Source organism: Flavobacterium sp. W20_MBD1_R3, assembly GCF_052119725.1.
In the GTDB taxonomy this organism is placed as follows: Bacteria; Bacteroidota; Bacteroidia; order Flavobacteriales; family Flavobacteriaceae; genus Flavobacterium.
In genome coordinates this window covers 596,554-619,661 of the sequence record NZ_JBGQOR010000001.1, presented here as the reverse complement: position 1 = coordinate 619,661, position 23,108 = coordinate 596,554, and the positions used below count along the sequence as shown (strand labels likewise).

Sequence of the window (23,108 nt, the reverse complement as noted above, 5' to 3'; positions counted from 1 at the left end):
TCTTTTTTAAAAATACTATTGTATCATTAAATTTTATTCGTATTATTGCATCATAATACCGTAAGCACTTCATACTGCGGTTGATTCAATTTAATGTTTGCTACTCATCTTTTACATTATTTTCAAAATTAATTAAACTCATAGAACATTCATGTTTGATATTTCTGCATTAAAAGAAATGAAGCTTTCTGAGCTCCAAGAAATAGCTAAATCAGCTAAAACCATAAAATTTAACGGCGTAAAAAAGGAGATTCTGATCCATCAGATTCTAGATCATCAAGTAGCTAACGCTGATGCGACATTTGATTTAAAAACAGAAAGTGATCTGGAAGATGATAAACCAAAACGAGCCAGAATAGTACCTGCTAAGAAAGCACCAATTCAAAAAGCAGTAAAAAATTCACTTTTTGAATCGGAAGGAATTACCGTTGAAACTATTGCTCCTGCTGAAAACAGTCCAGTTGAAGTTCTTGTATCATCAAAAGAAGAAGTTTCCTCTTTGGTTCCGGAACCTGAAGCTGGAGACAAAATAGTAGGTAAGGTCATTAAGTTTAATAAATCTGCTTACGAAAAGAAATTAGCTTTAAAAAAAGACAAAGAAGAAGGGAAAGATACTGATGTTGTAGCAGAAATTGCTACTGAAGATAAACCAGATGTTCCGGCAATAGTTAAAAAAATTAATCCTAACCAATTACATAAACAAAATAATAATTTAAGCCAAAATAGTAATCCAAATCCAAATTTAAAAAACAAGAAAAGCAATTTTGCTGCTTCTGATTTTGAGTTCGATGGAATCATAGAAAGCGAAGGCGTTCTAGAAATGATGCCTGATGGATATGGTTTTTTACGATCTTCTGATTACAACTATTTAGCTTCGCCAGATGATATTTATTTGTCAACTTCGCAAATTAGATTGTTTGGTCTTAAAACTGGAGATACCGTAAAAGGTGTGGTTCGACCGCCAAAAGAAGGAGAGAAATTTTTCCCTTTAGTTCGAGTTTTAAAAATAAACGGGCACGATCCTCAAGTCGTACGAGATAGAGTTTCATTCGAACATTTAACGCCTGTTTTTCCATCAGAAAAATTCAAATTAGCAGAAAAGCAAAGCACGATTTCAACAAGAATTATCGATTTGTTTTCGCCAATAGGAAAAGGGCAACGTGGAATGATTGTGGCCCAACCTAAAACTGGTAAAACGATGTTGCTTAAGGAAATTGCTAATGCAATAGCGGCAAATCATCCCGAAGTATATTTGATAGTTTTATTGATTGACGAACGTCCGGAGGAGGTTACAGATATGCAGCGTAGCGTGCGTGGCGAAGTAATCGCTTCCACATTTGATAGAGAACCGCAAGAGCACGTTAAAATTGCAAATATCGTGCTTGAAAAAGCAAAACGATTGGTAGAATGTGGTCATGATGTAGTGATTTTGTTAGATTCTATTACACGTTTGGCCAGAGCGTATAATACGGTACAACCTGCTTCTGGTAAAGTATTAAGTGGTGGTGTGGATGCGAATGCATTGCAAAAGCCAAAACGTTTCTTTGGAGCGGCACGTAATGTAGAAAATGGTGGATCATTAAGTATTATTGCTACTGCTTTGACTGAAACGGGCTCTAAAATGGATGAAGTTATTTTTGAAGAATTTAAAGGTACCGGTAATATGGAATTGCAATTGGATAGAAAAATTGCCAACAAACGTATTTTTCCAGCAATCGATCTTACCTCTTCAAGTACAAGAAGGGATGATATGTTATTAGATCCAAAAACATTACAAAGAATGTGGATTATGAGAAAATATTTGTCTGATATGAATCCAGTGGAAGCAATGGATTTCATTAATGATCGTTTTAAGAAAACCAAAAATAATGAAGAGTTTTTAATCTCAATGAATGATTAATAGAAAGTTTAAAGTTTTTAAGTTTAAGGTTGAAAAAAAGATTAAGCTCAAAAAATTATGATATAAAAAAAGTCCTCGAAATCGAGGACTTTTTTTGTTAAGTTTGGAGCCTAAAATAAATATTCTATTTTATTTCTTTTTGCACTCTTTTTTCTTTTTGCTCTTCACTTTCTTTGCGCTCCAACAAAGCCATGTAGAATCCGTCAAATCCAGATTCTGAAGCTAATATTTTTTGATCTTTTATAAATTTGAATTGTTGTCCAATATCAGTTGTCAGGAAGCGAGCGATTTGTTCTTGATTTTCCGAAGGTAATATAGAGCATGTAGCATAAACTAATTTGCCTCCTGGTTTAACAATTTTAGAATAACTCTCCAAAACTTCCGATTGTACTTTACGGATATTATCTATAAATTCTGGTTTTAATTTCCATTTAGCATCTGGATTTCTTTTTAAAACGCCTAAACCACTGCAAGGTGCATCAATCAAAACACGATCAGCTTTTTCATGTAGTTTTTTGATGATTTTTGTAGAATCTATAATGCGGTATTCAATATTGAAAGCACCGTCTCTTTTGGCTCTAATTTTTAATTGCTTCAATTTACTTTCATACAAATCCATAGCGATTAATTGTCCTTTGTTTTCCATCAAAGAAGCAATATGCAATGTTTTTCCACCAGCACCTGCACAGGTATCAACGATACGCATTCCAGGTTTTACATCAAGAAAAGCAGCTACTAATTGTGAATTGGCATCTTGAACTTCAAAGAAACCTTGTTTGAAAGCGTCAGTCAGGAAAACATTAGCTCTTTCTTTTAGAACCAAAGCATCTGGTTGATTTTTTAGCGTTTCCGTATCAATATTTAAATCCATCAAAATAGCTCGTAGCGCTTCTCTTGTTGTTTTTAATGTATTAACTCTTAAAATTACTTTTGCTGGCTGGTTTTGAGCCGCTATTTCAGTTGCCCAAACTTTCTCTCCTAATTCTTTTACTCCCAATTCATCCATCCAGTCCGGAATAGATTCTTTTAGAGCTCTCACTTTTGAAAGTTCATCAAAACGTCCTTTTATTTTTCGCTCTGGAGTTCCTTCCAGTTGGCGCCAATCTGGAATTGGGTACCCTCTTAAAACGGCCCAAACTGAAAACATTCTCCAAAGATTGTCTCTGTCAAACGGTTCTTTTACTTCGGCTATTTCTGCGTATAATCTTTTCCAACGTACGATTTCGTAGATGGTTTCGGCAACAAATTTTCTGTCAGAACTTCCCCAACGTTTGTCTTTTTTTAAAGATCTTGCAACTACTTTATCCGCATATTCACCTTCGTTAAAAATTGCATTTAAAGCATCTATTGTTGTGTAAACTAAATTTCTGTGTAATCTCATTTTAAATAATTGAGGTGCAAAGGTACTATTAATTGATTAAATGTGATATTTTTAATAATGAATGTTATTTTTATATTTTTAAACAAAAAAAACACTGTATTTCTACAGTGCTTTATTATCTTTTTTAAAGATAAAAATTTATTTCACTCTCGTTAATCCTATGTTTTGAGGAGCATGAAGAACCATTGGGAATTTTTCTACTTTTACGGAACTACTGTCCAAACCAAAAGCTCTTTCTTCAGATAAACTCAGCTTTTTAATGAAGAAATAGGAATTCATAATTATTTTTTCATGCCATATTAAGTCACTATCATTAGAAAGGAATTTTTCGGATAAAACAAATTTAAAATCCCCTATGATGTTATTTTTATTCAAAGATTCATATCGGCTGGTGATATCTACTTCTCCTTTTTTTACCATATCTCGGATAACTTCTCTAAACATTAGATTTATTTTTGTTGGTTCTCTAAAACCTAAATTAAAATCTACACGATACAAATCATCTTTGACAATTTCAGTTACTTTATATTCGGTTTTATAAGGTTCAGTTAAAATATTCACATGAACAAACCAATAAATATCGGCTCTTTTAGGTCGTTTTTGTAAAATTGAATACATTACTTTTTCTTCTATTTCATCAATTCTTCCTGCATTTGTCATGTAAACTAAATGTGTGGCGTATTTTGGTATAGATAAATCAGCACTTAACTCAACAAGTACTTTTTTGTAATCTTCTATTTTTACAATTTTGGTATAACTTTTATTAATTTTTTTAGCTAAATACCAAATAGTCATGATACTGATTAAAGTTATTGCTATAAAAAGCGTTACATAACCACCTTCTGCAAATTTCGTAATATTGGCGGCCAGAAAACTAAATTCAATTAGTAGATAAATGGTGATCAATGGAATAATAAAATATAATTTTACTCTTTTCATGATCAAATAAAAATTCAGTAAAATAGTGGTCATGATCATACATAAAATGATCGCCAATCCATAAGCATGCTCCATGTTACTGGATTCTTCAAAGTGCAATACAATTCCAACGCATCCTATAAATAACAACCAATTTATAGATGGAATGTACAATTGTCCTTTTAATTCTGTTGGGTATTTTATTTTTACTTTTGGCCAAAAATTTAAGCGCATTGCTTCATTTATTAGCGTAAATGATCCACTAATAAGGGCTTGTGAGGCAATAACAGCCGCAAGAGTTGCTATTACAATTCCTATAGGTTGAAACCAATCTGGCATGATTAGATAAAATGGATTTCCATTTTTCCCGCCTAAGCTCTGTAGCGTTTCTCCCTCGTGATGTATCAAATATGCAGCTTGTCCAAAATAATTCAAGACTAATGCAGTTTTAACAAAAATCCAACTAATTCGTATATTTTTTCGTCCACAATGCCCCATATCTGAATACAATGCTTCAGCTCCTGTTGTACATAGAAATACAAATCCTAACACAAAAAAACCTTCGGGATGAATAGTCAACAAATGATAGGCGTAGTAGGGATTTATTGCTTTTAAAACCTCGGTATGTTGCGCAATTTGTACGGTGCCAAGAATGGCTAGCATACCAAACCAAATTAGCATCATGGGAGCAAAAAATTTACCTACTAATTTGGTTCCAAATTGCTGTATAGAAAAAAGTACAAATAGTATTGTTATTACAATAGGAATTGTGTTGATTTCAGGATAATAAGTTCTTATTCCTTCAACAGCTGAAGATACAGAAATGGGGGGCGTAATGATTCCGTCAGCTAACAATGCGCTTCCTCCAATTATTGCAGGTACAATTAACCACTGAATTTTTGTTTTTTTGACTAATGCATACAAGGCAAATATTCCGCCTTCTCCATGATTGTCAGCACTTAACGTTATTAAAACGTATTTGATTGTGGTTTGTAGCGTAAGGGTCCAAAACACGCACGATATTCCGCCTAAAACAATATCTGCATTAATTATATGAGTGCCAAGAATGGCTTTCATTACATATAATGGTGAAGTTCCTATGTCACCGTAAATTATTCCTAACGAAATTAATAAACCTCCTAATGTCCATTTACTATGCAGGTCTTTATGCGATACGCTCATGTGTAATTTTTAAAAAACTTGTCAAATTTACACTTTTAAAATAAATTAGCGCTTTTTATCCCATAAAAAAGAAACACGACCTATGAAGTCGTGTTTCTAATTAGATATTATCTTTTTCTAGGACTTTCGGTCGGTATTTCTTGAAGAAGAATTATTTCTGGATTCCATTCTTTGTGGCGCTGATGCTCTTGATGAATTGCCTCGATTTTGAGATTCCATTCTTTGCGGAGCTGATGTTCTTGATGAATTGCCTCTATTTTGAGATTCCATTCTTTGTGGAGCAGCTTGTCTGGATGGACTGTTTCTATTTTGAGAATAATCTCTGGAAGATTCAGCTCTTTGCGGAGCAGCTTGTCTGGAGGGACTGTTTCTATTTTGAGAATAATCTCTGGAAGATTCAGCTCTTTGCGGAGCAGCTTGTCTGGAAGGACTGTTCCTATTTTGAGAATAATCTCTTGAAGATTCAGCTCTTTGTGGAGCAGCTTGTCTGGAAGGATTGTTTCTATTTTGAGAATAATCTCTGGAAGATTCAGCTCTTTGTGGAGCAGCTTGTCTGGAAGGATTGTTTCTATTTTGAGAATAATCTCTTGAAGATTCAGCTCTTTGCGGAGCAGCTTGTCTTGCAGGACTAGTTCTGTTTTTAGAATTTTCTCTTTGTGCGAGCGCTCTACCATTAGAATAACCATTTTCGTTTCTTGAAACTCTTCTTTGGTCTAATTCGTAGCGGTTATTGACATTAACATTTCTTCTTGAAAAAGAAGCGTTTGGATGTTGTCTTTCATAACCGTTTGAACGTCTAGAATTATGCAATGTCAACGCACGATTACTATGTCGATCATTCACGTAATTATAATTATTGTTGAAATTCAAATTGATATTAATATTATTTCGGTATCTGAAAACAGGAAATGGATTCCATGCGTAATAATAAGAAGGGTAATAACCCCAATTCCAAGTAGAATAATAAGGACGATAATTAGCTGACCAAAAGGAAGCATAAATTACCGGAGTGCTGTAATATACGGGCTCATAAATATAATTTTGACCGTACATAAATTCGTCACCAACTATTTGCACATGAATTCTATTATTTCTGTCTTTCTCAACATCAATGGTAGCAACATCTTGGTACACATCTTGATCAAGAACTGATTGAACAATGATTACGTGGGTTCTGTTTTCGACCGTTTCTATGACCCGTAAATAATCAACTTCGTTGTCATTATTTAGATCTAAGTTTGAAATTTGAAGATCTGGATCATTTAAGCGTCTTTCAAAATCCTGTAAGTCTCTGGAATCACCAAAGATATCAGCAACAGCTCGCAGATCAAGATTATCACTGATTTCGGCATTCATGGCATTTACTGATGATCTGTTTTGCGCTTCTATTTGTGTTGCGAAAACAGAGGTCAATAGGGTCAATAATAGTAGTTTCGTTTTCATAATTAATTGGATTAAGTTTTCCCTCTTTTGATAAGATCCAATTATTGTGCCAATAAATTTTCCGTACCATTTATATTTATTTTATTAATCGTAGATTAGCAATAAAATTATTGAAAAATGAAATATGTTTTTTTGGTTCTACTGATTTTAATTGTTTTAGTATCCTGCAAAACAGTAGTTAATAGTTCTAGAGACCTAAATAGCAGTAGCTTTCAATCGGTTATAATTGATACGTTATTTCAAGATCAAATAACGTATCAGAGCGATTCAAATTGATGGAAACAAAATTTGGTTTGCTGCTGATAATGGGAGGTATGGTTTTTATGATTTGGATACCAATCATAAGACGCAGAACACAATTAGTACGGATTCTTTACAACTTGAATTTAGAAGCATTGCTCAAACAACGGAACATGTTTTTATGTTAAATGTAGCAAATCCTGCATTGTTGTACCAAGTTCCAAAAGATGGCAAGAAGCCAAAATTAGTTTATCAAGAAAATCACAAAAAAGTTTTCTATGATAGTATGCAATTTTGGGATGATGCAGAGGGAATTGCTATGGGAGATCCCATTTTAGATTGTTTGAATATTATTACAACCCGTGATGGTGGCGACTCATGGCAAAAAATTCCGTGTGATCAATTACCAAAAGTTATAGATGGAGAAGCTGCTTTTGCGGCAAGCAACACTAATATTGTGATCAAAGGAAATAATACTTGGATTGTTTCGGGTGGAAAAAAATCAAGAGTTTTTTATTCAGCCGATCGAGGATCTAGTTGGGCTGTTTTTGAAACTCCAATCGTGCAAGGAAAAAAAATGACCGGAATTTTTACAGCGGATTTCTATAATGCCAAAAATGGATTTATAGCAGGAGGAGATTACGAAAACAAAAATCAAAACTTCTCTAATAAAGCTGTCTCATCGGATGGAGGGAAAACATGGAAAGTAATTGCTGAAAATCTTGCTTTTGGATATGCCTCTTGTGTGCAATATATTCCCGAAAGTAATGGTAAAAAGCTGGTCACAGTGGGAACGTCAGGGGTATACTATTCATCGGATGGTGGTGCTTCTTGGAAGCAAATAGCAACAGATACTAATCTTTACACGCTACGCTTTATAGATAAACAAACAGCTGTTGCTGCAGGAAAAAACAAAATGATTAGGATCAGGTTCAAATAATAAAAACACCCTATACTTAAGATTTTACTTGTGTTTAGGGTGTTTTATCGAATTAATAAATGAAAAATTCTATTTTTTATGACCTTTGTTTCGGTACTGTTGCAATAATTTTCTGTTGAAATCTTCCTCTGCTTTTTTAAGTTTTAAAATCTTAACTGAAGAAAAAATTCCTTTTAAATTTTGACCGAATTTTTTTCGCAAATAAAACAATTCTTCTTCGGTTTCTTCTATCTGAACTAAAAAAGATTTAGCTTCTTTCTCCGTGATTTGGTCTAAAGATCCATCATTCATTCTTCTCATAAAACTTTTCATTTTCTGATGTCTTAATTCAAATTGTTTGTCATCAAACAGGTTGTATATAGGCCAGAATTTTTCAGCTTCATAGGTTGTTAAGTCTAGCTCAGCTGTCAAAAAAGATATTTTCAAAGCTTTGATTTGTTCTTTTTTCTCTTTCATATTTTCATGTTGACCATAAAAATTAAAGGAAAGGAGTAACAACAGTATTGGTAATAATTTTTTTATATTCATTTGTTAACGGTGTTATTATCTATTTGATTCTAAAATCAAGTATTCTAGATTAGCGTTTTCGGATAAGTGATTTTCTATAGTTTCGTCTTCTAATACCACTTGCGACTTAATATTATTAATATCCTCAGATTCTAATTCACTTATTAAATCATAAGGGTTCACATTAGATTGATCTGTTAAATAATTTTCTAAAGTCAGAGTGTCTATTTCAGTTAATTTTGTTGTCGACGGATTCAAAAGGGGAATCATCAAGGCTAAAACTAAAATCGCTGCAACCATTAAAATTGTTTTTCTTCTTTTTTGAAAAAACGAAATTACTTTTGGTTCATTCACAGGTGCATGTTCCATCATTTTTTTTGAAAAATTTTCAAAATAGTGATCTGGAATTTTAAATCCCGTTTCAATTTTAGGCTCGTTTTCTAACTTAAATGTTTTCATATTATTTATTAGACGATAGTATTGAAGAAAGGTTTAATTAGTAGACAAAAAAGCTTCTATTTTTTTTACTGCAATATGGTAGGAAGCCTTTAGACCTCCAACTGTGGTTCCTAGTATAGCTGAAATCTCTTCATATTTTAGTTCTTCAAAATATTTCATCTTAAAAACGAGTTGCTGTTTTTCAGGTAAAAGTACAATTGCCTTTTGTAACTTTATTTGAATTTCATTACCATCAAAATAGACATCTGCTTCTAGATTATCGATAGTTTTATTCTGCAAAATTTCAGAAGAAATAGTATTAATTTTAGATTTTTGTTTCAAGAAAGTCAATGCTTCATTTGTGGCAATACGGTACATCCAAGAAAATAGTTTGCTGTCTCCTTTAAAATTTTTTAAATTTTGGAAAATCTTTATAAAAGTGTTTTGCAAGACATCATCGGTATCATCGTGATTTATAACAATGTTACGAATGTGATTGTATAATGGTCTTTGATAATCTTGTAAGAGCTGCTGAAACGCTTGGTTTTGTGTTTTTGAGCTCAACAAGTTATTTATAAATTCCTGTTCTTCTAGCAATGTTCTTGTTTATCAATTTAGAATGTTCTTTATCAAAAAGGTTTAATACTGTCAAAAAACTATTCTAGAATTCAGATTTTTCTTCTTCTTTCTTTGGATCAGATTTAGGTGTTTTAATCGCTTGCGGTACAATAATTGCCGCTGGAGCCAAAACCTTTACTGAAATTACTTTTGGTTGTATTGGAATGTAAATATCAGTGATCCATTTCGAAGGGTTTTTTACTTCTGTTTCTCCAATGGTATAGGTTTCAATATGCGAGAATTTAGGATCAATGCTAATTTTATTTGTTTTGCTATATTCCGTTGCTTTATTCAGTGCTTTTTTGATATGAAAGTAATCGCCGGTCAAGGTTGTTTTTAGAGCTTCAAACGATTCTAATTTGTCAGATAAAATATCACTCCCTGCACTGGTTAGAATTTGTTTTTTTATGGGAATACAAATAGACAATCTACTTACGCTTTTATTCAGATCATAGGTATGATAAATTGTGAATGGTTTTCCATTTAATTCAATGTTGTTTTGTTCACAAAATAAAAGGAGTTTTGGAACAACAATTCGGGCGTTTTTAGTAATATTTGATATCTTGGAGGTAAATGTTTGGTATAAATAAAAAGTTTCCGATTTTTTTACAATGCCCTTTATTTCTATTTTATGCGTATTCATCTCGTAAACAAGCGTTTTGTCTAGATTAGCCAAGCTTTTTTCCTGTACAGTCCCTATCACATTGTCAATACCGCCGTTAAGAGCAGATGAAATTTTCATTCCAAAACTCATTTTACCGGTCGTTTTCCAAGTTACTTTTGTTCCGCCTACAGTGTCTTTAAAAGTTAAAATGACAGAAAATAAATTGCCATTGTAATTCATTTTCTGCGAAATACTTTCATTTTCTTTCACAAGACTTGTTTGTAGACTTCCATTTGCTTTTTCGCCTTCCCAAGCGTAGGAAGCACCAGTTCCACTGGTGGTTTTTGGTAATGTAATTTCAATCTCTGGATCTTCAACAATCCAAGAACCAAAATCCTGCCAATTCTGATAATCATTAACAAACGTAAAAACAGTAGATTTTGGAGAATTAATTATATGGCTTCTTTGTACCGTGAATTCTCCTTTTTGAGTTGCTACAAAAATGGATAAAGCTACGAAACTAAGTAGTAGTAAAAGAAATAGATATTTTATAATCCTCATGGTGTCTAATAGTTTTAATTTTTGTAAAGTTAAAAATTAAATTTACAAGTGTCTAAAAGTGATAAAAAAATGTCTAGCTTTTCAGGTTGTTTTCGCTTTTTCTTAAATTGTTGAGTTGAATTATTTAAATAACACGACAAGTTTATAGAAAGTAGAAAGTATGTCTTGCTAGTAATAGTTCCCATAAAGTTTTTTTTTCAATACATTCAATAGCAGTAATTGAATTATATGGAGAAAGCCATTTTTTTTTGATTTTAAATATTATCTTTTGAATGTAGTTCCGAAACTTTACTTCTGGCATCATTAAATTCTTAAATTGATAGCTGTTCAGATGCATTTTTAAAAACTTTATTTTCTTAATCGAGAAACAAATTTTTGTAATTTTTACCTATACCAAAGATACTTAAAACGATTTGCTACATTTTTATTGCTCAATATTGTCTACTAATTGATGCTAATCATCATTAAAAATACGGAATTTTTATGCGCAAAACAGCTTTGTAAAATAAAAATCGAGCTTAATCAAAAAATTAGGTACCAGCTAATCTTTACCAATTCTTTTTAATGAGTTAGAAAAGATTTTTAATTCCGGATAAGGCTGTTTTGTGGTGGCTAGTTGTAAATTTTATGGAATAAATCAATGTATTTTTCCATTACTATTTTTCGTTTCAGTTTTAGGGTTGGGGTAAGTTGTCCGCCTTCCACGGACCATAAATCAGGTGTTAACTCAAAACGTTTTATTTTTTCCCAATTACCAAACTTATTATTTAAAGTATCAATTTCTAATTGAATTCTTTCGATTACTTTTTCATTGGCAATTATTTCTTCATTGCTTTTCCCAACTTCTATTCCATGGATAACGGCCCACTCTTTAATAAAATCAAAACTTGGCTGAATAAAGGCTCCCGGCATTTTTTGACCGTCACCAATAACCATGATTTGTTCAATGAAACGGGATTGTTTCATCGTGTTTTCAATTATTTGTGGTGCAATGTATTTTCCCCCTGAAGTTTTGAACATTTCTTTTTTACGATCTGTAATTTTCAAGAATCCGTCTTTATCAAAAATTCCAATATCTCCCGTGTGGAAAAAACCGTTTGTTATAACTTCGTTAGTTAATTTTTCATCTTTGAAGTAACCCATCATTACGTTTGGACCTTTGCAAAGAATTTCGCCGTCTTCAGCTATTATAACTTCTACATTATCGATTACTTTACCAACGGTTCCCACTCTGAAACCACCATTTCTAATGTCATTTACGGAAATAACCGGAGAGGTTTCAGTCAATCCGTAGCCTTCCATAACAGGGATTTCGGCAGCGGCAAAAATACGGGCTAGTCTTGGTTGCAAAGCTGCACTTCCGGAAACCATCAAATCTAAATTACCTCCCAAACCTTCTTTCCATTTGCTGAAAATCAATTTGCGGGCAATTTTGAGTTGGAACTCGTACCAAAACCCATTTTTGCCATACGGCTCATAGATTAAACCCAAGTCAATTGCCCAAAAGAACAATTTCTTTTTGATTCCGGTTAACTCGGTTCCTTTCGCATAAATTTTGTCATATACTTTCTCTAGAAGTCTTGGAACAGCTGTAATTACAGTTGGTTTCACTTCCTTGATGTTGTCACTTATTTTTTCAATGGATTCTCCAAAATAAATCGAAACACCATAATATTGGTATAAATACAAAATCATTCTTTCGAAAATATGGCAAATAGGGAGGAAGCTCAAAGCGCGGCTTTTTCCGGCTTCAAATGGAATTCTTGAAGCACTGTCCAAAACATTCGAGACAATATTCTTGTGCGATAGCATAACACCTTTTGGTCTTCCTGTTGTTCCCGATGTGTAAATTATTGTCGCTAAATCCTCATTTTTTACATTGTTTTTGCGTTGTTCCACTTCATCTTGGTTTCCTGTGTCAACGCCAAGAACTAATAAATCATTCCAGTTAGTGCAGCCTTCGATTTCATTAAAGGAGTACACTTCCTTAAGCGTTGGAACTTTATGTTTGATTAGGTTTACTTTTCGAAGCACCTCAGCATCCGACACGAAACAATAAATGGAGCCCGAATGGTTCAGGATGTATTCGTAATCTTCTTCGGAAATGGTAGGGTAAATGGGAACAGTTTGCGCTCCGGTTTGCAGTACACCAATGTCCATAATATTCCACTCGGTTCTATTATTTGACGAAATGATGGCAATTTTATCGTCTTTTTGAACGCCCAATCGCAACATTGCTCTTGAAACAGCGTTGGCTTTTGCTATATATTCTTGGGTAGATGTTTTTATCCAGACACCGTTCTGTTTGCTAACCAAAGCATCCGGAATGTTATTGTATTTTTCTTGCTGATAATAAGGGAAATCAAAGAGGCGGGTTATATTTATCATTTTTAGAATAGCATTAATTTATCTTGCAAATTAGGTAATAAATAATTATTGAACAATTTATCTGAATTTAATTATCAAATAAATAAATTTTAGTGTAATAATTTGTTCAATTTCTGTTAATTACATCATGGTTGGTAGTTGAATTTATTAAAGATTTGATTAGTAAATCGAAATAAATTTACATATACCAATTAATTTTTAATAGTAGAAAACATAAAAAAAGTATCAGATTTATAGTTCTGCTTATCATTTTTTTGTGGGGAAATATATTTGCGATATTCATATCAATAATAATTTTGAAACTATTACCGAAGGAATAGTCTATAAATCGGGTGTAATTCCTCCATACGAATTAGCTGTTTATGTTAGTAAATATAATATTAAATCGATTGTTAATTTACATTTTCCAGATATAACTGATTTAATAGACAATCCTGAAATACCAATTGAACTGAGGGCTGAAAAAGAAGCAATTGCTAAAATGAAAGTTATGAATTATTTTATTAATGGTTCTGATCAGGTTCCAAAGCAAGAGAAATTAGATCGGTTTTTTTAAAATCATGGATAATAAAGAGAATTATCCGGTTTTAATTCATTACTATCACGCAATTGGTCGTGCCGAAATGTATTCGGCTTTGTACCGAATCGAACACGAAAATTTCAGCAATGAAGAAGCCCGAAATGCAGTTGGAGCTTTAATCAAATGGAGTTCTTTTGATGACGGAACCGCCAAAGGAGAATATTTGAAAGCTTATAAAAGCAGAAAGCAATTGGCTGGAAAAGAGTAACAATTTCAGCCATTGAGAAATTGAAATAATAAATTTTTTTCTTACATAAAGTTACTGAGAAGTCGCGAATTTTTTAAGCGAATATACACTTGAAACCACCAGAAAAACATAAAGAGAAAGTTAGAAGTCAATTCAAAAAAGCAGTATTAAATTGTAACAAAAAAATTAGACTGTATTTTTTTAAGACTCCTAACCCATTTAAAATTCAACCTGCAATTTCGAGAGATTTAATAAGGCGTTTTACTAATGCTTTACTCTAGTTTTTATAGGAAGAGGTTCTGCTTGCAAATGAGAATCAGAGGTTTTTTTTATTTTCCTTTAAATTAATAGAACTAAACTCAGCCTTAACAGCTTCTAATTTAGAGGGGCTTGTAAATAGCATGGCATATGCCTCTTTTAATGACCGACTTTTAATTACGTCTTTACTTATGTCCTTCCATTCGTGAAAGTTTAAAGTAATGGGATTGTAGGTATTAAGTGGCTTCGTAATACCATAAACTGTTTGCTCTTCCTCAGCTTCAAAAGTGCCAAACATTCTGTCCCAAATAATGAATGTCGATCCAAAGTTCTTATCCAGATATTGATCATTTGTTGAATGATGCACTCTGTGATGAGATGGAGTAACAAAAATGTATTCAATTGGAGCCGGTAATTTTCTAATATATTCGGTATGAATCCAGAATTGATAGAGTACTTCTATTTGATGGCATATAAAAAAAAGGATAGGGTCAAAGCCAATTAAAACTACTGGAATAAAGAAGATGAATTTAATATGTTGTGTCCAACCCAATCTAAAAGCCACAGACAAGTTGTATTTTTCTGAATTGTGATGCGTTACATGAGTTGCCCACCAAAAACGATTGACATGGGTTAATCGATGTGACCAGTATCTGAAAAAATCTATTGTAATAATGCAAAGAATATAGGCCCACCATTCTCGTGGAATACTCCAAGGAACGACATTATAAAAAAATAGCATAACTCCAAAGATTCCTATTTTTAATAAAGCGGAGATACCCACATTTACAAGACCAATAAACGTGGCCGATGCAGTATCTAAGCTATTATAATAATCTTTTTTTTGAACAATTGTGAGAATCCACTCCAATATAACAAGTAAAATCATTGGAATGGCTGCAAGTTCGATAATGTTCAATCCTATTAGTTGATCTAACAGCATTTCCATAGTTAATGGATTTTCTTTCATGTAGTAAAATTATAATGGAGTTATTTGTGTTGTTGTAAAGTTTCCAAACTTTTTAACGTTTAAAAACGAGAAACTTATGAGGATTATTCGGTTGAATATCCATACAATGGACTTTTTAGTCTTTTGCTGTTTCTCTTGCGATTTTCGCATCAAAGCATCAAAATTGCTCTTATCTAAATAAATAGATTGATTTTCGAAGGTAGTTTTTTAAATTTAGGACAGCGATAATGTTTCGTTAAATAAATGTCAACATTACTCAAGCTTGTCGATTTGACGGGTCTAGTAAAGTTATAAAGAACAGCATTTTCTTCTTCCTAATTCCTATAACTAGTATTTATATAATCTCTTTCCTGAAAAATAATTTCGGACTCAACAGGATTGTGAAATTTGTAATTTCTACTCATTTTTTAAAGTAGTAAGAGTTACAGTAAATATAGAAAGTTTAGTTTTATTAGAATGTACCACACAAAAGGATTTGTGCTGGACCGGGTCACTTTACAGAGCTCGGAAGTAGATCCTCATTGTAAAGGAGACCAGAGTGCACAATCATTTTATCATGCTTGGAGCATCGTTTTCCAACTCGACAATAATTTCATTTTTACGATTAAAAATTTCAAAAGGAGGATTGTATCCTAAAAAGTAAAAGCGGTTTGTATACGTTATTCCTTCGGCATCCAAAGCTGACTTTAATTGCTGTTTGTACTTTTCTATTTTTTCATCATTAGCCCAGCCACCAAAGCTGATCGCAGCTACAGTTTTTGCGGGTTCTTCCCTAAATTTGATCTGCGATTGGTCGGGCTGCGGAAGCGTTTCTTTTTTCAATTTCTTTGGAACCATAAACATCATCGTCATGGAGTCATCTAAAGACATAGCTACAGGCGAAGTCATCGCTATTTTTTCTTTCTTATTATTTCCGCCAAAAATGTATCCCGCTAAAATGGAAAATCCTTTACTGGAAGCATCTTTATATTTATTACCTGATAGTTTTACAGAAGTAAACAAAGTCGCTTCATAGCTTCGTATTTCAAAAGCATTATATTTTTTATTGACCACATAAGGATAGGTTTCAATATTTCTTTGTCCATTTATGGCATAAAGCTGTACAATAATAAAGGCCAAAAGGACTACTGCGACTAAGATTAATATTGTTTTCATTGCTTAATTTTAAGTATAAAACTATTTCATTTTTAATGACAACCAACGCTTCTGCCTCTCAAGCAGTTTGCCACTTATGAAAAGGAGTATAATCGGCTTTACGAAAATACGATAAAAAACGGTAATTCCGATAGTGCGAATTTACAATTGCTCCCCATTCCAATGATCAATTGCATTATGTTTTTATAATCCTTTTTAAACTTGCACTTTATAGATTTCCAATGTCGATGCTTTATGCATGCACGGATTGCAAATGCGCGCTATCGTTGTCCAAAAAAGCATATCCGCGCTATCGGGCTTTGTCAACTTTCTGCGAAAACAAATGTTTATTTTCTAATTGGAGTTACCTGCGTAATTTCGGCGCAAGTCTCCAGTAACGTTATGCCACTTTGAGATGGCTGGAAATTTGTAACCTTTCAGTTTTTGGCTTAACGAAAACGTGATGCGAAATGATAATTCTACTAAATTCCAGCTAGCTCAAAATGGCTGTTACAGGATGGTTTTCTTTTCAGATTTGATTAATTTATACCTTGATTCTTTATTAAATTCTGCTTTTTGCCATTTGTCAAATTCATAATAAAAATATCCAAACCAAATAGTCATTCCTAATGTCAACAAGATAACTCGCTGTTTAAATTTCAAGTTGTAATTTTCTTGTTTTAATTGGTAAAGAACGCTCCATTGTCTGATAAGTATAAAAGGAGAAATAATTACAATTAGAATCATTTCAAAAATATTATACTTTTCAGTTTCGTTTGTTTTTCTTTTTAGTTCTTCATTTTCATGATAATCATCAATTTCTCTAACTTTTTGTTCAAAATAAGCATCTTGCTGCTTTTCTGTAATATTTCTTTTTATTAATTCAGATTTGGCTTGATTAATTGCGTCTTGTTGCCAAATTTCAGTTGACGAGTTTGCAATTTCAATTAGTTCGTCAGTTTGTCTTTTAGCTATTTTTGGACGATATTCAGACATTTTAAATGAAGATATTTTTTGGTTATGATTTCGCTTTTTCGTTTATACTATCCTGTAACTAGTATGTCGGCGAAATAAAACTTTGCCAATCCGCCCTTTTTTGGGTGTACATACGAAGTTTCGTTTTGTCCTATCAAATATATTGAATTTTTTCTTACAAAATTTACAAAAAAAATTAATTCATTCCCACAAAAAAAGCGCTCCTTTTCAGGAACGCTTTTATAAATTGATAAAATTATTTATTTTTTATCCATCCATTTTCTGGCATTGACAAAAGCTTCATGCCAAGGCGAAACTTCATCGTTTCTATCTTTTGGATAATGTGCCCAGTTCCATTGAAATGTAGAACGCTCAATGTGTGGCATCATTACTAAGTGACGTCCTGTTTTATCACACAACATTGCTGTGTTATAATCGGACCCATTTGGATTGGCAGGATAGCCTTCATAGGCATATTTAGAAACAATATTATAATTTTCTTCGCCCATTGGCAAGTTAAATTTTCCTTCTCCATGCGAAACCCAAACTCCCAACGTACTTCCTGCTAATGTAGAAAGCATCACCGAATTATTTTCCTGAACTGTTACCGATGTAAAAATACTTTCGTGTTTATGACTTTCGTTGTGTAACATTTTTCCGTGAACTTCATGCTCTGGATTAATTACTTCCAATTCCATGAACAATTGGCACCCATTGCAGATTCCAACAGACAGCGTATCCTCTCTTTTGAAGAAATTATCTAAAGCTGTTTTTGCTTTTTCATTGTATAAAAATGCTCCGGCCCAACCTTTGGCAGAACCTAAAACATCTGAATTAGAAAATCCACCAACCGCACCGATGAACTGAATGTCTTCCAAAGTTTCACGACCTGAAATCAAATCGGTCATGTGAACATCTTTTACATCAAAACCGGCTAAGTACATCGCGTTTGCCATCTCACGCTCCGAGTTGCTTCCTTTTTCACGGATAATAGCTGCTTTTGGACGTACTTGAGAAGCGTCGATAACAGGTAATTTTCCTGTAAAGTGTGTTGGGAAAGTATACTGTAACGCTTGGTTTTTGTAATTGTCAAAACGCGCTTGAGCCGTTCCGTTCTTCGATTGTTTTTGGTCTAATAAAAACGAAGTCTTGAACCAAATATCTCTATATTTAGCGATGTCGAAAGTCAAATGTTCAACAGAGGAGCTGATTATTTCCAGTTTGGCTCCCTCTCCTTCGGGGAGGGCTGGGGAGGGGATTCCTATTTTATAGAAAGAAACATTATTTTCTTTTAATTTGGATTCCACTTCAGTATCTGATTTCGCTTGAATGACAATTCCAATATTTTCAGAGAACAGAATTTTAACCAAATCTTTTTCTTCGAAAGCAGAGAAATCTATTTTTGCTCCCAAATTCACATCCGCAAAACACATTTCTAATAGAGTAGTAATCAAACCACCGCTTCCAATGTCATGTCCTGCTAGGATATTATTTTCTAAAATTAGTTCTTGAATAGTATTGAAGGCTGTTTTGAAAAATGCAGCGTCCTTAATCGTTGGCACTTCTTTTCCAATAGTATTCAATGTTTGTGCAAACGAAGAACCGCCTAATTTGAAATCATCTTGCGATAAATTGATGTAATAAATAGAACCACCGTCTCTATGTAAAACAGGTTCTACTACTTTTTTAATATCCGTACAATTTCCACCTGCCGAAATAATTACCGTTCCCGGTGCGATTACTTCGTCATTTGGATATTTTTGTTTCATTGAAAGTGAATCTTTTCCGGTTGGAATATTGATTCCCAATTCGATTGCAAAATCAGAACAGGCTTCAACTGCAGCATATAAACGAGCGTCTTCTCCTTCGTTTTTACATGCCCACATCCAGTTTGCCGAAAGTGAAATTCCTTTTAATCCATCTTTTATTGGTGCCCAAACAATGTTTGATAAAGACTCAGCAATAGCAGTTCTTGTTCCTGCCACCGGATCAATTAAGGAAGCAATAGGAGAGTGCCCAATCGAAGTGGCAATTCCTTCTATTCCTTGATAATCTAATGCCATTACACCACAATTGTTCAATGGCAATTGCAAGGGTCCGGCGCATTGTTGTTTGGCTACTTTACCACCTACACAACGGTCTACTTTATTAGTCAACCAGTCTTTACAAGCAACCGCTTCCAGTTGAAGTACTTGCTCTAAGTAGGTTGAAATGTTTTTCTGGTCGTAACTTAAATCGCTGTAGTTTCTATCGATAGTTTTGTCTGTCATGACCACTTTTGGAGAACTTCCAAAAAAGTCTTCCAAAGCAAAATCCATTGGTTTAGCACCAGTTGATTTTGATTGAAAAGTAAAACGGTGATCTCCGGTTACATCTCCAACTTGGTACATTGGAGAACGCTCACGGTCAGCAATTTTTTGCAATAAATCGATATTTTCTTTGGCGATAACCAATCCCATTCTTTCTTGAGATTCGTTACCAATAATTTCTTTTGCCGAAAGGGTAGGATCTCCCACAGGTAATTTATCTAAATCAATTAATCCGCCAGTTTCTTCTACCAATTCTGAAAGACAGTTTAAATGTCCTCCAGCTCCGTGATCGTGAATCGAGACAATTGGATTGATATCGCTTTCCACCAAACCACGAATGGCATTGGCAGCACGTTTTTGCATTTCCGGGTTCGAACGTTGAATCGCATTCAATTCAATTCCTGAACTGAAAGCGCCTGTATCTGCTGAAGAAACTGCAGCTCCACCCATTCCAATTCTATAATTTTCACCACCAAGGATCACAATTTTATCCCCTGTTTGTGGTTTTTTCTTAATCGCTTGGTCTAATTTTCCGTACCCAATTCCACCCGCTTGCATAATCACTTTGTCGAAACCTAGTTTGCGTGCATCTTCTTCGTGTTCGAAAGTCAGGATAGAACCTGTAATCAATGGTTGTCCAAATTTATTCCCAAAATCAGAAGCTCCGTTTGATGCTTTGATCAAAATATCCATTGGGGTTTGATACAACCATTTTCTTTCAGTCATACCGTTTTCCCACGGTCTGCTACCCTGAGCGGAGTCGAATGGGCCTTCTAAACGAGAATATGAAGTCATGTAAACTGCCGTTCCTGCCATTGGTAAAGAACCTTGTCCACCTGCTAAACGATCCCGAATTTCTCCACCAGAACCAGTTGCAGCACCATTGAAAGGTTCTACAGTAGTTGGGAAATTATGAGTTTCTGCTTTTAATGAAATAACCGAATCAAATTCTTTTACTTCATAAAAATCAGGTTTATCTGCACTTTTTGGTGCAAATTGTTGTACCCGTGGCCCTTTTACAAAAGCAACGTTATCTTTATAAGCCGAAACGATATCGTTCGGGTTTTCCTGAGATGTTTTCTTGATTAATTTGAATAAGGAAGACTCTTTTTCTTCTCCGTCAATGATGAATTTTCCGTTGAAAATCTTGTGACGACAGTGTTCTGAATTGGCTTGTGAGAAACCAAAAATTTCAGAATCCGTTAGTTTTCGTCCTAATTTAATCGCTAGATTATCTAAATATTCCACTTCTTCAGGACTTAAAGACAATCCTTCTTGTTTGTTGTACGCAGCAATATCATCGATGTTTAAAATAGCTTCCGGAAGTATGTTGATAGTGAAAATATCTTGATTTAACTCCGCGTATTTTTGCGAAAGCATCGGATCAAAATCAGAAAAATCAGCAGTCGATTCATGAAATTCTTCGATTCTGATGATTCCGGATATTCCCATGTTTTGGGTAATTTCCACAGCATTAGTGCTCCAAGGCGTTATCATTGTGGCGCGAGGACCAACAAAAAAATCCGTCAATACGGATTTTTCTATTTTATTTGAGTCGGCAAAAAGCCAGTTTAGTTTTGAAATGTCTTCAGCCGACATTTTGACTTTGCTTAAGGCGTTTTGCATTTGGACTGCAAATATCGTTTTACTTTGGTTTTCAAAGAAATGGATCATTGTTGTGTAGTTTGTTGTATTGCGGTGCAAATTTAGTCAATTAAGATTAAATTTTAAACAAAAAAAAAGCGACAAATTTGCCGCTTTTAATAATATTTTTAACAATTAGTTGATGATAAGTTTTTTGGTCGCTGATTGGGTTCCGTTTGTTATTTTAACTAAGTAGATTCCTCCTTGAAGATTATTTAAAGTAGCAGACGAACTATTAGTGTATTCTTTTTCAAAAACTTTTTGACCTAAAATTGAAAAAATCTGAACCAAATATTTATCGTTTGAATTTCCCAAATTTATTTTTACACTTCCACTAGATGGATTTGGATAGATATTGAAACTTTGTTCTTCCAATTCGTCAACTCCAAGTGAAGCTGCACAAGTCCATGAAAGATCGTCAAAACGTACACGATTTGCTGCTGTAGTATTTCCTGAAATAGTGACAGTAATATTTCCAGTTATATTTAATCCTGAAATAGTTGTTGTAGTTGCTGTAGCGCTATATGGTATGGCTCCAACTTCGGTTCCATTAACATTCAGTTTAAAAGATCCTGCAGATCCAGAATAAATAAGTTGGGTCGTAACTGTGAAATCCTTGATTCCGTTAGCAACAGACGAAGAGCTAAGAGTGCCATTTCGAATTGTTATCGCTCTTGAATTCAGTGTTTGGTCGGTACGAGAATCAGTAGAAGTCCATGTTATTCCTGCGTTAGTCCATGTATGTGTAGCATAAGAAGTTGCATTTGCAGGAATGGTTTGAAAATCTTCAGAGGCACATGAAGTTGTACCTGCAGGTGAAGCTTTAGTAATTCCCTCAACATTGCTACTTGCAACCGAAGAATTTCTTTCCGCATCTCTGGTTATAATATAAAAGGAATAAGTGGTAGATGCTGCTAAACCGTTTACAGTGGCAGTTAATCCTGTTTCGGTAGATTTTAAGGTACCGTTTACATACACATCATAGCCAGCAACACGAACGTTATCTGTTGCTGCAATCCATGTTAAGGTAGCTGTGTTTGAAGTTGTCTCGGTTACCGTTAAGTTTGTGACAGCAGTGGGGGCTTCCGTATCAACCGCTTCTGTTTTCCAAATTTCTGTTACATAACTTGGATTGTCAATATAAGGATTCCTATTGTTTTGACGTGCATAAATAGCATTGTTACGTGCAACTTCTCTAGTGCTTACCGGATCTTGATTGTGCCAAACCAATAATTGATTTAAAAATGCGGTGGTAAATACTTTATTAGTCGAATTATTAAACATTGGGTAATTATAACCAGCCACGGTGTTTTCATAACGAGTTGCAAAATAGAAATACATTCTGGCAATATCGCCTTTAAATTCATCAATTGGTTCAAAAACAGGACCTGTATATCCTGCCGTTGTGCTGGCTCCAAGTTTACTTCCATTAAGTGTAGTTTGAGTAGCAGTTGCTACTGTAGAATGAGGATAATTAGATCTGATTCCGTTTACTTTTCCATCTGTAGGCGTAATAAAATGTGCATCCGAAACCATTGGTGAAGCTTCGCTAAACACAGATTGTGGAATGATGTGTTCTCTATTATAACAATCTCCTTCATTTGTGTAGTTTCCGCATCGTTGCGTATTTGCAATACTATAAACGTAAGGATCTGTTCCTGCGGAATTTTCTGAATACATATCTAAAACGGAACCGTCTTTTTCAAAGAAATTATCAATATCAGAAGTTTCATAAGTAACATATAAGCCCGCATACGTTTGTACTGTATGATCTTTTATAATGTTGTATAATTGTGTTTTTAAGGTATAGCCCGTTCCTGTAGCATTTGTATAATACCCTGTTGGTGCTTGCGCAAAACCTGCGATAAAAAGGAATAAAAATAGTAGCGAGTAGATTTGTTTCATTGTCTAATATTGGATTAATTTGTTTT

Annotated in this window: 17 protein-coding genes; 4 read left to right on the top strand and 13 right to left on the bottom strand. The window is 33.8% G+C overall.

The window, feature by feature from the left end; translation table 11 throughout:
* Positions 1 to 151 precede the first annotated feature (151 nt).
* Positions 152 to 1,900: a transcription termination factor Rho gene (gene rho, locus ACEN2F_RS02610; RefSeq protein WP_441735680.1), complete on the top strand. Its 1,749-nt coding sequence runs from the start codon at positions 152 to 154 to the stop codon at positions 1,898 to 1,900.
* 124 nt (positions 1,901 to 2,024) lie between these two features.
* Here the strand turns inward: rho and ACEN2F_RS02605 are convergent, their stop codons facing one another.
* The 3 genes from ACEN2F_RS02605 to ACEN2F_RS02595 all read right to left on the bottom strand — a co-directional run bounded on the left by ACEN2F_RS02605 (position 2,025) and on the right by ACEN2F_RS02595 (position 6,824).
* On the bottom strand, positions 2,025 to 3,281 hold the full coding sequence (locus ACEN2F_RS02605; protein ID WP_441735678.1) for an RsmB/NOP family class I SAM-dependent RNA methyltransferase: 1,257 nt from the start codon (positions 3,279 to 3,281) through the stop codon (positions 2,025 to 2,027).
* A gap of 138 nt (positions 3,282 to 3,419) precedes the next feature.
* Entirely contained in the window at positions 3,420 to 5,381 is a 1,962-nt protein-coding gene (locus ACEN2F_RS02600) for a KUP/HAK/KT family potassium transporter (protein WP_441735675.1), read from the bottom strand.
* 117 nt (positions 5,382 to 5,498) lie between these two features.
* Positions 5,499 to 6,824 (bottom strand): hypothetical protein, encoded by a 1,326-nt coding sequence (locus tag ACEN2F_RS02595; protein WP_441735672.1) that lies wholly within the window; start codon positions 6,822 to 6,824, stop codon positions 5,499 to 5,501.
* A gap of 421 nt (positions 6,825 to 7,245) precedes the next feature.
* Here ACEN2F_RS02595 and ACEN2F_RS02590 point away from each other — a divergent pair, with 421 nt between their 5' ends.
* The gene (locus ACEN2F_RS02590) at positions 7,246 to 8,004 is read left to right on the top strand and encodes an oxidoreductase (RefSeq protein ID WP_441735670.1); all 759 of its coding nucleotides are present in this window, start codon (positions 7,246 to 7,248) and stop codon (positions 8,002 to 8,004) included.
* Between the two features lie 69 nt (positions 8,005 to 8,073).
* Here ACEN2F_RS02590 and ACEN2F_RS02585 read toward each other — a convergent pair whose 3' ends face one another.
* The 5 genes from ACEN2F_RS02585 to ACEN2F_RS02565 form a co-directional block, all read right to left on the bottom strand.
* A complete protein-coding gene (locus ACEN2F_RS02585; protein WP_441735667.1) occupies positions 8,074 to 8,532 on the bottom strand; it encodes a sensor of ECF-type sigma factor in 459 nt (152 codons plus the stop codon).
* Between the two features lie 15 nt (positions 8,533 to 8,547).
* Positions 8,548 to 8,970, bottom strand: a complete 423-nt coding sequence (locus ACEN2F_RS02580) for a hypothetical protein (RefSeq protein WP_441735665.1) — start codon at positions 8,968 to 8,970, stop codon at positions 8,548 to 8,550.
* A 33-nt stretch (positions 8,971 to 9,003) separates the two neighbouring features.
* Complete coding sequence (locus ACEN2F_RS02575; RefSeq protein ID WP_441735663.1) at positions 9,004 to 9,546, bottom strand: RNA polymerase sigma factor; 543 nt, start codon at positions 9,544 to 9,546, stop codon at positions 9,004 to 9,006.
* A gap of 64 nt (positions 9,547 to 9,610) precedes the next feature.
* Positions 9,611 to 10,732 (bottom strand): SRPBCC family protein, encoded by a 1,122-nt coding sequence (locus tag ACEN2F_RS02570; RefSeq protein ID WP_441735660.1) that lies wholly within the window; start codon positions 10,730 to 10,732, stop codon positions 9,611 to 9,613.
* Between the two features lie 612 nt (positions 10,733 to 11,344).
* Positions 11,345 to 13,120, bottom strand: a complete 1,776-nt coding sequence (locus tag ACEN2F_RS02565) for an AMP-dependent synthetase/ligase (RefSeq protein WP_441735657.1) — start codon at positions 13,118 to 13,120, stop codon at positions 11,345 to 11,347.
* Between the two features lie 256 nt (positions 13,121 to 13,376).
* Here ACEN2F_RS02565 and ACEN2F_RS02560 point away from each other — a divergent pair, with 256 nt between their 5' ends.
* Positions 13,377 to 13,676, top strand: a complete 300-nt coding sequence (locus tag ACEN2F_RS02560; protein WP_441735655.1) for a hypothetical protein — start codon at positions 13,377 to 13,379, stop codon at positions 13,674 to 13,676.
* Between the two features lie 4 nt (positions 13,677 to 13,680).
* The gene (locus ACEN2F_RS02555) at positions 13,681 to 13,908 is read left to right on the top strand and encodes a hypothetical protein (RefSeq protein WP_441735654.1); all 228 of its coding nucleotides are present in this window, start codon (positions 13,681 to 13,683) and stop codon (positions 13,906 to 13,908) included.
* A gap of 295 nt (positions 13,909 to 14,203) precedes the next feature.
* On the opposite strand, the gene ACEN2F_RS02550 is transcribed toward ACEN2F_RS02555, so the two are convergent.
* The 5 genes from ACEN2F_RS02550 to ACEN2F_RS02530 all read right to left on the bottom strand — a co-directional run bounded on the left by ACEN2F_RS02550 (position 14,204) and on the right by ACEN2F_RS02530 (position 23,082).
* Positions 14,204 to 15,115 (bottom strand): sterol desaturase family protein, encoded by a 912-nt coding sequence (locus ACEN2F_RS02550; protein ID WP_441735651.1) that lies wholly within the window; start codon positions 15,113 to 15,115, stop codon positions 14,204 to 14,206.
* 546 nt (positions 15,116 to 15,661) lie between these two features.
* Positions 15,662 to 16,270, bottom strand: coding sequence for an SOUL family heme-binding protein (locus ACEN2F_RS02545; RefSeq protein ID WP_441735648.1), 609 nt, complete (start codon positions 16,268 to 16,270; stop codon positions 15,662 to 15,664).
* A 489-nt stretch (positions 16,271 to 16,759) separates the two neighbouring features.
* The gene (locus tag ACEN2F_RS02540) at positions 16,760 to 17,245 is read right to left on the bottom strand and encodes a hypothetical protein (protein ID WP_441735645.1); all 486 of its coding nucleotides are present in this window, start codon (positions 17,243 to 17,245) and stop codon (positions 16,760 to 16,762) included.
* 239 nt (positions 17,246 to 17,484) lie between these two features.
* A complete protein-coding gene (gene purL / locus ACEN2F_RS02535; protein WP_441735642.1) occupies positions 17,485 to 21,207 on the bottom strand; it encodes a phosphoribosylformylglycinamidine synthase in 3,723 nt (1,240 codons plus the stop codon).
* A gap of 105 nt (positions 21,208 to 21,312) precedes the next feature.
* On the bottom strand, positions 21,313 to 23,082 hold the full coding sequence (locus tag ACEN2F_RS02530; RefSeq protein ID WP_441735640.1) for an endonuclease: 1,770 nt from the start codon (positions 23,080 to 23,082) through the stop codon (positions 21,313 to 21,315).
* Positions 23,083 to 23,108: the final 26 nt, after the last annotated feature.